This window comes from Salmonella sp. SAL00653 (genome assembly GCF_046552515.1).
In the GTDB taxonomy this organism is placed as follows: Bacteria; Pseudomonadota; Gammaproteobacteria; order Enterobacterales; family Enterobacteriaceae; genus Salmonella; species Salmonella enterica.
The window spans coordinates 16,765-29,685 of the sequence record NZ_JBGDTY010000022.1; the positions used below are offsets into that span (position 1 = coordinate 16,765).

General features: G+C 53.2%; 11 protein-coding genes. 7 read left to right on the forward strand and 4 right to left on the reverse strand.

Annotation, left to right across the window (positions count from 1 at the left end; all coding sequences use genetic code 11):
* Positions 1-62 precede the first annotated feature (62 nt).
* The 3 genes from ACLJRU_RS21160 to ACLJRU_RS21170 all read left to right on the forward strand — a co-directional run bounded on the left by ACLJRU_RS21160 (position 63) and on the right by ACLJRU_RS21170 (position 3,567).
* Positions 63-1,325, forward strand: coding sequence for an MFS transporter (locus ACLJRU_RS21160; RefSeq protein ID WP_001541162.1), 1,263 nt, complete (start codon positions 63-65; stop codon positions 1,323-1,325).
* Between the two features lie 13 nt (positions 1,326-1,338).
* Positions 1,339-2,532, forward strand: a complete 1,194-nt coding sequence (locus ACLJRU_RS21165; RefSeq protein WP_000975828.1) for a mandelate racemase/muconate lactonizing enzyme family protein — start codon at positions 1,339-1,341, stop codon at positions 2,530-2,532.
* Between the two features lie 114 nt (positions 2,533-2,646).
* Positions 2,647-3,567, forward strand: coding sequence for a LysR family transcriptional regulator (locus tag ACLJRU_RS21170; protein ID WP_023235400.1), 921 nt, complete (start codon positions 2,647-2,649; stop codon positions 3,565-3,567).
* On the opposite strand, the gene gyrB is transcribed toward ACLJRU_RS21170, so the two are convergent.
* The 4 genes from gyrB to dnaA all read right to left on the reverse strand — a co-directional run bounded on the left by gyrB (position 3,564) and on the right by dnaA (position 9,733).
* Positions 3,564-5,978: a DNA topoisomerase (ATP-hydrolyzing) subunit B gene (gene gyrB, locus ACLJRU_RS21175; RefSeq protein ID WP_001541165.1), complete on the reverse strand. Its 2,415-nt coding sequence runs from the start codon at positions 5,976-5,978 to the stop codon at positions 3,564-3,566. The two genes, ACLJRU_RS21170 and gyrB, sit on opposite strands and share 4 nt — an antisense overlap.
* Before the next feature lie 28 nt (positions 5,979-6,006).
* Positions 6,007-7,080, reverse strand: coding sequence for a DNA replication/repair protein RecF (gene recF / locus ACLJRU_RS21180; protein WP_000060081.1), 1,074 nt, complete (start codon positions 7,078-7,080; stop codon positions 6,007-6,009).
* Between the two features lie 147 nt (positions 7,081-7,227).
* The gene (dnaN, locus tag ACLJRU_RS21185) at positions 7,228-8,328 is read right to left on the reverse strand and encodes a DNA polymerase III subunit beta (protein ID WP_000673474.1); all 1,101 of its coding nucleotides are present in this window, start codon (positions 8,326-8,328) and stop codon (positions 7,228-7,230) included.
* Positions 8,329-8,332: 4 nt separating this feature from the next.
* A complete protein-coding gene (gene dnaA, locus ACLJRU_RS21190; protein ID WP_187790681.1) occupies positions 8,333-9,733 on the reverse strand; it encodes a chromosomal replication initiator protein DnaA in 1,401 nt (466 codons plus the stop codon).
* A 660-nt stretch (positions 9,734-10,393) separates the two neighbouring features.
* Here dnaA and rpmH point away from each other — a divergent pair.
* Genes rpmH through yidC form a run of 4 tightly spaced genes read left to right on the forward strand, consistent with a single transcriptional unit; the run spans position 10,394 to position 12,780 of the window.
* The gene (gene rpmH, locus ACLJRU_RS21195; RefSeq protein ID WP_000831330.1) at positions 10,394-10,534 is read left to right on the forward strand and encodes a 50S ribosomal protein L34; all 141 of its coding nucleotides are present in this window, start codon (positions 10,394-10,396) and stop codon (positions 10,532-10,534) included.
* Positions 10,535-10,550: 16 nt separating this feature from the next.
* Entirely contained in the window at positions 10,551-10,910 is a 360-nt protein-coding gene (gene rnpA, locus ACLJRU_RS21200; protein WP_000239725.1) for a ribonuclease P protein component, read from the forward strand.
* On the forward strand, positions 10,874-11,131 hold the full coding sequence (gene yidD, locus ACLJRU_RS21205; protein ID WP_001307474.1) for a membrane protein insertion efficiency factor YidD: 258 nt from the start codon (positions 10,874-10,876) through the stop codon (positions 11,129-11,131). Before rnpA ends, yidD begins: the two co-directional genes overlap by 37 nt.
* Positions 11,132-11,133: 2 nt before the next feature.
* Positions 11,134-12,780, forward strand: a complete 1,647-nt coding sequence (gene yidC, locus ACLJRU_RS21210; RefSeq protein WP_001541166.1) for a membrane protein insertase YidC — start codon at positions 11,134-11,136, stop codon at positions 12,778-12,780.
* Positions 12,781-12,921 lie beyond the last annotated feature (141 nt).

Below are 12,921 nucleotides of genomic sequence, written 5' to 3' on the forward strand. Positions count from 1 at the left end.
TAAATCACCCTATTGTAAAAATAAACAAAAATGATGTTAATTTAATTAAAGGAGATCGCCAAATGTCGATGGCCCTTACCGCCCCGCCTGGCAGGAAAAGATTTTTAATCGTTGCCTGTTTATTTATTGGAATATTCATTGCCTATCTCGACCGCGTTAATGTTTCGGTATTAGCCGCAAACGAACCCTTCTTAGCCTATATGGGTATTGAAGGCATGCCATTGCAAATTGGCATGATGATGACTGTTTTTCTTGCCGCTTATGGTATCGCTAATGTTGTATTATCACCACTTGGCGACTACCTTGGCCCGAGAAAAGCGATGATGCTTTGTATCCTAATCTGGACCATCGCCTTAATTATTGGCGGAGTTGCGACATCGTTTGCATTAATTATTATTTGCCGCATATTACTGGGTATCGGAGAGGGTTTTTATTATCCGCTGCAAAGCGTATTTATTAAAAACTGGTTTCCGAAGCAGGAACGTGGCCGGGCAAACGCAGCGTGGATCGTCGGCCAGTCGGTCGCGCCCGCCATTGCGATGCCTTTTTTCACCTGGTGGATAGGCACCCACGGCTGGCGTTCCAACTTCTTTTTATGCGCCGCTCTCGGGTTAATTCCACTCTGGCTGCTATGGCGATATGTTGCTGATAAACCAGAACAACTTAAAGGTATCAGCGAGCAGGAACTGGCTTATATCAAAGCCGGGCAGGAAACGGAAAGCGCAGGCAGCAGCGAAAGTTTTATGTTGCGGGTAAAACCGGTGATTACCAACTATTGCTACTGGTTGCTGGTGCTATGGTACCTGTGTCTGCAATGCCTGTACTGGGGGATGATTACCAGGCTGCCAACCTATCTTAAATCAGCCAGAGGATTTAGCTGGGCAGAAATGGGCTGGCTGGCGTCGCTGCCGTTTGTCTTGTCGATATTTTCCAAAGCCGCCGCGGGCGTCTTCGTCGATAAAATAGGACGCAGCGCCCCCATATTAATGGTGTTAATGTTTTTCGCCGGTATCAGTATCTATTTCGGCACAATAACCGAACACAAATATATGTCAGCGGTACTACTCTCCTTCGCCGTCGCTTTTTGCACGATGGGTACGCCTGTTGCGTGGACATTATTACAAGGGATGGTGTCCGGGAAATCTATTTCCGCCGCCAGCGGCGTAATGAACGGCGTCGCGAACGGCCTGTCATCATTATCACCAGTATTTATCGGTTTATTTATCTCTATTACAGGAACTTATACCGGCGGCTTATTATGTCTGGTTTTCATCAGCGCTATCGCCGTGGTATCTGCATTCGTTTTAACGATTAAAAAATATTAATCACAAGGAGTAAATGATGAAAATTACCAGCATTGATATTATTGATGTTGCTAATGATTTTGCGTCCGCCACCAGCAAATGGCGTCCGGTGGTGGTAAAAATTAATACCGACGAGGGCATTTCCGGTTTTGGCGAAGTCGGGTTGGCCTACGGCGTCGGCGCCTCCGCAGGCATCGGCATGGCAAAAGATTTAGCCGCCATTATCATCGGCATGGACCCGATGAATAACGAAGCTATCTGGGAAAAAATGCTCAAAAAAACCTTCTGGGGGCAGGGCGGCGGCGGCATTTTTTCCGCGGCGATGAGCGGCATCGATATCGCGCTGTGGGATATCAAAGGCAAAGCGTGGGGCGTGCCGCTGTATAAAATGCTTGGCGGCAAAAGCCGCGAGAAAATTAGAACCTACGCCAGTCAGTTACAGTTTGGTTGGGGGGACGGCAGCGATAAAGATATGCTGACCGAGCCGGAGCAGTATGCACAGGCGGCGCTGACCGCCGTCAGCGAAGGCTATGACGCGATAAAAGTGGATACCGTCGCAATGGATCGCCACGGCAACTGGAACCAGCAAAACCTCAACGGGCCTCTCACCGATAAAATCCTGCGTCTGGGCTACGACCGTATGGCCGCCATTCGCGATGCAGTCGGCCCGGACGTGGATATCATCGCCGAAATGCATGCCTTTACGGATACCACCTCGGCGATTCAGTTTGGCCGCATGATCGAAGAACTGGGCATCTTCTACTACGAAGAGCCGGTCATGCCGTTGAACCCCGCGCAGATGAAGCAGGTTGCCGATAAGGTCAATATTCCGCTGGCGGCTGGCGAACGTATATACTGGCGCTGGGGATACCGTCCTTTCCTGGAAAACGGCAGCCTGAGCGTGATCCAGCCAGATATTTGCACCTGCGGCGGCATCACCGAAGTGAAGAAAATCTGCGATATGGCGCATGTTTATGACAAAACGGTGCAAATCCACGTTTGCGGCGGGCCGATTTCCACAGCAGTGGCGCTGCATATGGAAACCGCGATCCCGAACTTCGTCATCCACGAACTGCACCGGTATGCGCTGCTGGAGCCGAATACGCAAACCTGTAAGTACAACTACCTGCCGAAAAACGGCATGTACGACGTTCCGGAGCTTCCCGGCATCGGCCAGGAGCTGACCGAAGAAACCATGAAAAAGTCGCCGACCATTACCGTAAAATAAGCCAACAGTCTGCCTGCGCCGCAGGCAGACACCCTGTATTTGCGAGTCGTATCAACGCGACCTTATCCAGCCTGAGATAAAATCCTCTCAGTAAAGGGGTAACACAGGTGGCAAATGAATTTAACTATCCGACAATTTCGCGCGTTTCTGGCCGTCGCGGATTTGCGTAGTTTTACCGCCGCCAGCAAATATCTGTGCATCACGCAGGGAGCTGTTAGCGGTTTAATCAACGAAATGGAAAGCCAGATGGAGGTTTCCCTTTTCGACCGCACTTCGCGCGTGGTGAAGCTATCGCCCGACGGCGAAAAGTTTTTACCCGCCGCCATGCGGGTTGTTGAAGAGTTTCAACGGGCCGAAAATTATGCCCGCGACCTGAAAGAGATCAAAAAATCCCTGGTGCGGGTGGTCGGCGCGCCATTAATAGCCTGTGCCTTTTTGCCGCAAATTATCCATGCCTTTAAGCGGCAGCATCCGCATACCCACGTACAGCTTATTGATAAGCCCATGTCGCAATTACAAAAAAGCATTATGTTGGGAGAAGCCGATTTTGGTATCGGCCCGGAGCGGCCGCTGGAGCCGGAAATCGACAAACAAACGCTGTTCACAACGGAAATCGCCCTGTACTGCCATCCGGACTATCGGCTGCATAAAAAAACGGTGCGCTGGGAAGAGATTCAGAGCGAAGAGCTGATCGCCGTTGGCAACGAATCCATTCCGATGATCTCCGCGACCGCTGGCGTGCGCATTAAGCCCAAAATGACGGTGGAACATATGGCGACCGCCATGTCGCTGGCGGCGCAGTGTGAAGGCGTGGTGATCGCCGGAACCTTTTCCCGCCATTACGCCAAAAGCTACCAATTAGCGACCTGTTCGCTCACGCCTCCGCTGCGGCGCAATATGAACGTGTATTACCATGCGTGGCGCGCACAAACGCCCGCCACTCAGCGCTTTAAAGATTTTTTATTCAGCTATGTCGGAGAACATCATGATGCCCCGGCCAACCAGCGCGGTAGGCCGGGGATTAAGGCAGGTTAAATATCGATATTCGCCGCTTTCAGGGCGTTCTCTTCGATAAAGGCACGACGCGGCTCAACGGCATCACCCATCAGCGTAGTGAACAGCTGGTCGGCAGCAATTGCATCTTTGACGGTCACGCGCAGCATACGGCGGCTTTCCGGATCCATGGTGGTTTCCCACAGCTGATCCGGGTTCATTTCACCCAGACCTTTATAACGCTGGATAGCCAGACCGCGACGTGATTCTTTCACCAGCCACTCCAGCGCCTGCTCGAAGCTGGTTACCGGCTGGCGACGCTCGCCGCGTTCGATGAACGCGTCCTCTTCAATCAGACCGCGCAGCTTCTCGCCCAGCGTGCAGATACGACGATATTCCGCGCCGGTCACAAACTCGTGATCCAACGGATAATCGGTATCCACTCCATGCGTACGCACGCGAACGATCGGCTCGAACAGATTCTGTTCCGTATTAGTATGAACATCGAACTTCCACTGACTGCCGTGCTGCTCTTTCTCGTTCAGCTCGGTAATCAGCGCATTCACCCAGCGCGTTACAGTCTGCTCATCAGAAAGATCGGCTTCGGTCAGAGTTGGCTGATACACCAGCTCTTTGAGCAGCGCTTTCGGGAAGCGACGCTCCATACGACCAATCATTTTCTGCGTGGCGTTATATTCAGAGACCAGTTTTTCTAACGCTTCGCCGGATAGCGCCGGCGCATGAGCGTTCGCGTGCAGAGTCGCACCGTCAAGCGCGATGGAAATCTGGTACTGATCCATCGCTTCATCGTCTTTGATGTACTGTTCCTGCTTGCCTTTCTTGACTTTGTACAGCGGCGGCTGGGCAATGTAGACGTGGCCGCGTTCAACGATTTCCGGCATCTGACGATAGAAGAAGGTCAACAGCAGCGTACGGATGTGCGAGCCGTCGACGTCCGCATCGGTCATGATGATGATGCTGTGATAGCGCAGCTTGTCCGGGTTGTACTCGTCGCGACCGATACCGCAGCCCAGCGCGGTAATCAGCGTCGCCACTTCCTGAGAGGAGAGCATCTTGTCGAAGCGCGCTTTCTCGACGTTGAGGATTTTACCCTTCAGCGGCAGAATCGCCTGGTTCTTGCGGTTACGCCCCTGCTTCGCAGAGCCGCCCGCGGAGTCCCCTTCCACCAGGTACAGTTCGGAAAGCGCCGGGTCGCGTTCCTGACAATCCGCCAGTTTGCCCGGCAGACCGGCTAAATCGAGCGCGCCTTTACGACGGGTCATTTCACGGGCGCGACGCGCCGCTTCACGCGCACGCGCGGCGTCGATAATTTTGCCGACGACGATTTTCGCGTCAGATGGGTTTTCCAGCAGGTATTCGCTCAGCAGTTCGTTCATCTGCTGTTCTACCGCCGATTTCACCTCGGAAGAGACCAGCTTATCTTTGGTCTGTGAGGAGAATTTCGGGTCCGGTACTTTTACGGAAACCACCGCAATCAGACCTTCACGGGCATCATCGCCGGTAGCGCTGACTTTAGCTTTTTTGCTGTAACCTTCTTTGTCCATATAGGCGTTCAGCGTACGGGTCATCGCCGCACGGAAGCCTGCCAGGTGGGTACCGCCGTCGCGCTGCGGAATGTTGTTGGTAAAGCAGTAGATGTTTTCCTGGAAACCGTCGTTCCACTGCAGCGCTACTTCCACGCCGATACCGTCTTTTTCGGTGGAGAAGTAGAAGATATTCGGGTGGATCGGCGTTTTATTCTTGTTGAGATATTCAACAAACGCCTTGATGCCGCCTTCGTAGTGGAAATGATCTTCTTTGCCATCGCGCTTGTCGCGCAGGCGGATGGAGACGCCTGAGTTCAGGAATGACAGTTCACGCAGGCGTTTCGCCAGGATCTCATATTCAAATTCAGTGACGTTGGTAAAGGTTTCGTGGCTCGGCCAGAAACGTACCATCGTGCCGGTTTTATCGGTATCGCCAGTGACGGCCAGGGGTGCCTGCGGCACGCCGTGCTCGTAGATCTGACGGTGAATTTTGCCATCTCGCTGGATAACCAGTTCCAGTTTTTGCGACAGAGCGTTGACTACCGAGACGCCCACCCCGTGCAGACCACCGGAGACTTTATAGGAGTTATCGTCAAATTTACCGCCCGCGTGCAGAACGGTCATGATCACTTCCGCCGCCGAGACGCCTTCTTCCGGGTGAATCCCGGTCGGAATGCCACGGCCATCATCCATTACGGACACGGAGTTATCGGCGTGAATAGTCACGACGATATCTTTACAGTGACCCGCGAGCGCTTCGTCGATAGCGTTATCTACCACCTCGAATACCATGTGGTGCAGACCGGTGCCGTCATCCGTGTCGCCGATATACATACCCGGGCGCTTACGCACCGCATCCAGCCCTTTCAGGACTTTGATACTGGAGGAGTCATAAGAATTCGACATCAACGTTTCTCGCTCATTTAATCTTGGGTTAATCCGTTATTTTACCCTTTTCCACGGTAAACATCTTCGAATTTTCATCCGACATGTCTATAACGTGTTCAGCGCTAATTGCGCTGACAAAGACCTGCGATTGCGTGGCTTTTAAGCGGCTGGCCAGCAGTCCGCGACGCGCATCGTCAAGTTCAGAGGCAAAATCATCTATCAGGTACAGGCAGCGCCGCCCGCTTTCGCGGGTGAGGAACTCGCCCTGCGCCAGACGTAAGGCGCACATCAACAACTTTAGCTGACCGCGCGACAGGGTATCTTCCACCGGTGCGCCGTCAGCGCGAATGCGAAAGTCCGCTTTATGCGGCCCGTGCGCGGTGTAGGTCAACATACGGTCACGCTCAAAGCTTCGCTCCAGCACGTCCGCATAGTCTGTCTCTTTCTCCCAGCCGCGCTGGAAAGAGAACGTCAGGGAAAATTCAGGTAAAAACTGCTGACAGGTATCCGCCATGTCCTGTGCGATAGCGCTACTGTACTCCGCCCGCCAAGTACTAATTTGTTCCGCCAGCGGAATCAGCTCTTTATCCCACGGGCGCAATTGCTCATAACGACTCACCTGGCGCAGCGCAGCATTACGCTGTTTCAGCAATCGTTTCAGGTTGCTCCAGGCGGTGAAGAATCCGGCTTCGTTGTGAAAGCATCCCCAGTCAAGGAACGCTCTTCTGTATTTGGGGCCGCCGTTGAGTAAAGTAAACCCCTCCGGCGTAATCAACTGCATCGGCATTAAATGCGCCAGCTCCGCGATCTTGTGACCGTCGGTACCATCGATACGGACTTTGCTGTCGCCCTGCTTATCTTTGGTTAAGCCAATCGACGTCTCACGCTCTTCGCCCTGCAGGCGCCCGTGAAGAACAAACGCTTCCTGCTCATGACGAATCACGCGGCCAGGCTGCAAACTGCGAAACGCCCGACCGTGGCCAAGCGTATAGATAGCTTCCAGCACGCTGGTTTTGCCGCTGCCGTTGGCGCCAACCAGGAAGTTAAAGCCGGGGGATAAAGCGAGATCCGCATTTTCTATGTTGCGGAAGTCTTTGATTAAAAGGCGCGTCAGTGACATATATTAGTACATTCGTCTAGGGGCGTGTGTGTCGCAGCCAGTTCGTCTACCGCCAGCGCGCAGAAAGCGGAGCGTACACGAAGTACGTGAGCATTTAGAGCACTGCCGGGAGGCGAAATGGCAAGTAAACCAGCCCCTTTTCAGATTCTACAGCCTCATTGGCATAACAACGTAGGCAGCACTCTGTGACGCCGCATCCTCAATCTGTACGCTGGATACGGAATCCGTCAGCATAATGCGCACGGTTTCGCACTTCAGCGCATTGAGCACGTCCAGCACGTAACTGACGTTAAAGCCGATTTCCATCTCCGTCCCGCCGTAGCTCACGTCCAGAATCTCTTCCGCTTCTTCCTGTTCCGGGTTATTGGCGGTGATTTTGAGCTGATTCTCACTGACGTACAGACGCACGCCGCGGAATTTCTCATTCGAGAGGATTGCTGCGCGGGCAAACGCCTGCTTGAGGATATCGCAGCCCGCTTCCAGATGTTTATCCGGATTCTTCGGCAATACGCGACGGTAATCCGGGAAACGACCATCCACCAGCTTCGAGGTAAAGATAAAGTCGCCGACGTGCGCGCGGATATTATTACTGCCGATCTGCACGCGCAGCGGGTTTTCGCCACCGTCGAGCATACGCATCAGTTCAATCACGCCTTTACGCGGCACAATCACCGAGTGGCTAGGTAAAGACGCCTCCAGCGGCATTGAGCACACCGCCAGACGGTGGCCGTCGGTCGCAACAGTGCGCAGTTCGCTGCCTTCCGTTTCAAACAGCATACCGTTTAAGTAGTAGCGCACATCCTGATGGGCCATCGAAAACTGGGTCGCTTCAATCAGGCGCTTCATCGTGGCCTGCGGCAGCGTAAATTCAACTTCGCTTTGCCAGTCGTCAAGATTCGGGAAATCGGCGGCAGGCAGCGTAGACAGCGAGAAGCGGCTACGGCCAGAACGCACCAGCATCCGATCGCCTTCCAACTGAACGGCAATCTCCGCGCCCTCCGGCAGGCCGCGGCAGATATCAAAGAATTTCCGCGCCGGCACGGTAGTGGCGCCTGGCTCATGCGGCTGAGAAAGCGTAACGCGCGCGACCATCTCCATTTCAAGATCGGTGCCGGTCAGAGAAAGCGTACCGTCCGCTACCTGGAGGAGCAGGTTACCGAGAATCGGCAGCGTAGGACGACCGCCCAGCGGGCCGCTGACCTGCTGAAGCGGTTTTAATAAATGTTCACGTTCAACGGTAAATTTCATAGGATCACGACGACAATGTTCTGATTAAATTCGAAAAATCTTCTTTGATATCGTGGCTTTCTTCACGCAGTTGCTCAATTTTACGACAGGCATGAAGTACGGTAGTGTGGTCGCGCCCGCCAAACGCATCGCCGATTTCCGGCAGACTGTAGTTGGTGAGCTCTTTTGCCAGCGCCATAGCCATCTGGCGCGGACGTGCTACCGAGCGAGATCGACGCTTAGAAAGCAGATCCGCAATTTTGATTTTGTAATACTCGGCCACCGTCTTCTGAATATTGTCGATGGTGACCAGTTTTTCCTGCAACGCCAGTAAATCGCGCAGCGCTTCGCGCACAAAGTCGATAGTAATCGCCCGGCCGGTAAAGTTGGCATTGGCGATCACCCGGTTCAGCGCGCCTTCCAGTTCACGTACGTTAGAGCGTAGACGCTTGGCGATAAAGAACGCTACTTCGCCTGGCAGACGAATATCATTTTCGTCCGCTTTTTTCATCAGGATCGCCACGCGGGTTTCCAGCTCTGGTGGTTCGATCGCCACTGTTAGCCCCCAACCAAAGCGGGACTTGAGACGATCCTCAACGCCGTTGATCTCTTTCGGATAGCGATCCGACGTCAAAATGATCTGCTGATTGCCTTCCAGCAGAGCGTTAAAGGTGTGGAAAAACTCTTCCTGGGATCGTTCTTTATTGGCGAAGAATTGAATATCGTCGATCAGCAATGCGTCAACGGAGCGGTAGTAGCGTTTAAACTCTTCGATGGCGTTATTTTGCAGGGCTTTTACCATATCCTGCACAAAGCGCTCGGAGTGCATATACACGACTTTCGCGTTGGGTTTGCGCGCCATAATGCCGTTACCCACCGCGTGCAGCAGGTGAGTTTTACCCAGACCGGTGCCGCCATAGAGGAATAACGGGTTATAGGCGCCGCCAGGATTATCCGCCACCTGACGTGCCGCCGCGCGCGCCAGTTGGTTGGATTTACCTTCGACGAAGTTATCAAATGTATGTTTAACATTGACGTTGGAGCGGTAGGTCGGCTCCGCCGACGCTGGTACGTTATCCCAGCCCGAACGGGCCGCAGGCGCTACGCGCTGCGGCTGCGCCGTCGTTGTCTGCGTAGGCGCGACAACGTTATGCACAGGCGTTTTTAGCGTTTGCGTAACGGGCTTTGTTCCCACTTCAAAACGCAGTTGTGGGGCATCCGCGCCGCAGAATGTGTTGAGTAATCCATTGATATTGTTGAGGTACTTATCTCTTACCCAATCGAGCACAAAACGGTTTGGCGCATACAAAGCCAGCGTGTTATCGCTCAGTTCCGCCTGCAACGGGCGTATCCACATACTGAATTCTGTGGCTGGTAACTCATCCTGCAATCGGGCAAGACACTGCTGCCAAAGCGAAAGTGACACGGCGGACTCCACTCGAACAAAAGTCGATAAATGACAAAGGCTGATACATTAATGATTGTTGGCGCACGTCGATAAGACCCTGCATGAAGGGTGACGCACGAACCGCTGTCTGCGGTTTTCACGGATCTTTCAAACGATCGCGACTTCACGCAGTCTGAAAGATTTCGTGTTCATGCCTGACCAGGATCGTTTGAAACGATCAGGACCGCGGATCATAGCCTAAACTGAGCAAGAGATCTTCTGTTTCTCACAGATTCTTCCCGATTTATCCACAGGACTTTCCAGGAAAGGATAAGTGTAATCGATCCAGGGGAACTCCTGTACGCTTTCGCGCGCATATTGAAAAAATTAATAGGTAAAGGTGAGCAGACGCCTAAAAGATCGCATAAAGATCCAGGGCGATCCTTGCGCTTTACCTGGCAGTCCGTATAATTCTCCACCCGTCGCGCAATGCCCGTCATATGGCGTCAACGCTGCTTATTTTCCGCACAAAAAGGCGTGGAAAATCGCGGGAAAATAAGGAAAGAGAATTGACTCCGGAGTGTACAATTATTACAATCCGGCCTCTTTAATCACCCACACTGTGGCGTAAGTCGTTCAAAGTTTGTTCGGGTATACGCAAAAGTCAGTGAATTTATTCAAGTTTAGGTAGAAATCGCCATGAAACGCACTTTTCAACCGTCTGTACTGAAGCGCAACCGTTCTCACGGCTTCCGTGCCCGTATGGCTACTAAAAATGGTCGTCAGGTTCTGGCACGTCGTCGTGCTAAAGGCCGCGCTCGTCTGACCGTTTCCAAGTAATAAAGCTAACCCCTGAGTGGTTAAGCTCGCATTTCCCAGGGAGTTACGTTTGTTAACTCCCGCTCATTTCACATTCGTCTTCCAGCAACCTCAACGGGCTGGCACGCCGCAAATCACCATCCTCGGCCGCCTGAATTCGCTGGGGCATCCCCGTATCGGTCTTACCGTCGCCAAGAAAAATGTTCGACGTGCGCATGAACGCAACCGGATTAAACGTCTGACGCGTGAAAGCTTCCGTCTGCGCCAGCATGAACTTCCTGCAATGGATTTCGTAGTGGTGGCGAAAAAAGGGGTTGCCGACCTCGATAACCGTGCTCTCTCGGAAGCGTTGGAAAAATTATGGCGCCGCCACTGTCGCCTGGCTCGCGGGTCCTGATAGCCCTTATTCGGGTCTATCAACGCCTGATCAGTCCGCTGCTTGGGCCGCATTGTCGTTTCACGCCAACGTGCTCAAGCTACGGAATTGAGGCATTGCGCAGGTTTGGAGTGATAAAAGGCAGTTGGTTGACGGTGAAACGCGTATTAAAATGCCACCCTTTACACCCTGGTGGTGACGATCCCGTCCCGCCCGGACCATTTGATACCAGAGAACACTAACGATGGATTCGCAACGCAATCTTTTAGTCATCGCTTTGCTGTTCGTGTCTTTCATGATCTGGCAAGCCTGGGAGCAGGATAAAAATCCGCAACCTCAGACTCAACAGACCACGCAGACAACGACCACCGCAGCGGGTAGCGCCGCCGACCAGGGCGTACCAGCCAGTGGCCAGGGGAAAATGATTACGGTGAAAACCGATGTGCTTGATTTGACTATCAACACCCATGGTGGTGATGTCGAGCAGGCCTTGCTCCCGGCTTACCCGAAAGAACTGGGTTCCAACGAACCGTTCCAGCTGCTGGAAACCACCCCGCAGTTTATCTATCAGGCGCAAAGCGGCCTGACAGGCCGCGACGGCCCGGATAACCCGGCGAACGGCCCGCGTCCGCTGTACAACGTCGAGAAAGATGCGTTTGTACTGGCCGACGGTCAGAACGAACTGCAGGTTCCGATGACTTATACTGACGCCGCAGGCAACACGTTTACCAAAACGTTTGTCTTTAAGCGTGGCGATTATGCGGTTAACGTGAACTATAGCGTGCAGAACACCGGCGAAAAACCGCTGGAAGTCTCCACCTTTGGTCAGTTAAAACAATCCGTCAACCTGCCTCCTCATCGCGACACCGGCAGCAGCAACTTTGCGTTGCATACGTTCCGCGGCGCAGCGTACTCCACGCCGGATGAGAAGTATGAGAAATACAAATTCGACACCATTGCCGATAACGAAAACCTCAACGTCAGCTCCAAAGGCGGTTGGGTGGCAATGTTGCAGCAGTATTTCGCTACCGCATGGATTCCGCGTAACGACGGCACCAACAATTTCTACACCGCTAATCTGGGTAACGGCATTGTCGCTATCGGCTATAAAGCGCAGCCGGTACTGGTACAGCCAGGCCAGACTAGCGCGATGACCAGCACCCTGTGGGTCGGCCCGGAAATTCAGGATAAAATGGCGGCTGTTGCACCGCACCTGGATTTGACCGTGGACTACGGTTGGTTGTGGTTCATCTCTCAGCCGCTGTTCAAGTTGCTGAAGTGGATCCACAGCTTTGTGGGCAACTGGGGCTTCTCCATTATCATCATTACCTTTATCGTTCGCGGTATCATGTACCCACTGACCAAAGCGCAGTACACGTCAATGGCGAAGATGCGTATGCTGCAGCCGAAAATTCAGGCGATGCGCGAACGTCTTGGCGATGATAAACAGCGCCAAAGCCAGGAGATGATGGCCCTGTACAAAGCGGAGAAAGTTAACCCGCTGGGCGGCTGCTTCCCGCTGATCATCCAGATGCCTATCTTCCTGGCGTTGTACTACATGCTGATGGGTTCCATTGAACTGCGTCATGCGCCGTTCGCGCTGTGGATTCATGACCTGTCCGCACAGGACCCGTACTACATTCTGCCGATCCTGATGGGCGTAACGATGTTCTTCATTCAGAAGATGTCGCCGACCACCGTGACCGACCCGATGCAGCAGAAGATCATGACCTTTATGCCGGTCATCTTTACGGTGTTCTTCCTGTGGTTCCCGTCAGGTCTGGTGCTGTACTATATCGTCAGCAACCTGGTCACCATCATTCAGCAGCAGCTGATTTACCGTGGTCTGGAGAAGCGTGGCCTGCATAGCCGCGAGAAGAAAAAATCCTGATTCGGTGTAGGCCGGATAAGGCGAAGCCGCCATCCGGCAAGGCGCGCCGGTCAGCCTGATGGCGCTAACGCTTATCAGGCCTACAATCAAAAGGCGGTCATATGACCGCCTTTTTTTATTGCAACAAAGTTGAGACTAACC

Coding starts and splice junctions, on each gene's coding strand:
- recF (WP_000060081.1), bottom strand. CDS start 7,080: ATGTCACTGACGCGCCTTTTAATCAAAGACTTCCGCAACATAGAAAAT.
- ACLJRU_RS21170 (WP_023235400.1), top strand. CDS start 2,647: ATGAATTTAACTATCCGACAATTTCGCGCGTTTCTGGCCGTCGCGGAT.
- ACLJRU_RS21160 (WP_001541162.1), top strand. CDS start 63: ATGTCGATGGCCCTTACCGCCCCGCCTGGCAGGAAAAGATTTTTAATC.
- dnaN (WP_000673474.1), bottom strand. CDS start 8,328: ATGAAATTTACCGTTGAACGTGAACATTTATTAAAACCGCTTCAGCAG.
- yidC (WP_001541166.1), top strand. CDS start 11,134: ATGGATTCGCAACGCAATCTTTTAGTCATCGCTTTGCTGTTCGTGTCT.
- rpmH (WP_000831330.1), top strand. CDS start 10,394: ATGAAACGCACTTTTCAACCGTCTGTACTGAAGCGCAACCGTTCTCAC.
- gyrB (WP_001541165.1), bottom strand. CDS start 5,978: ATGTCGAATTCTTATGACTCCTCCAGTATCAAAGTCCTGAAAGGGCTG.
- ACLJRU_RS21165 (WP_000975828.1), top strand. CDS start 1,339: ATGATGAAAATTACCAGCATTGATATTATTGATGTTGCTAATGATTTT.
- yidD (WP_001307474.1), top strand. CDS start 10,874: ATGGCGCCGCCACTGTCGCCTGGCTCGCGGGTCCTGATAGCCCTTATT.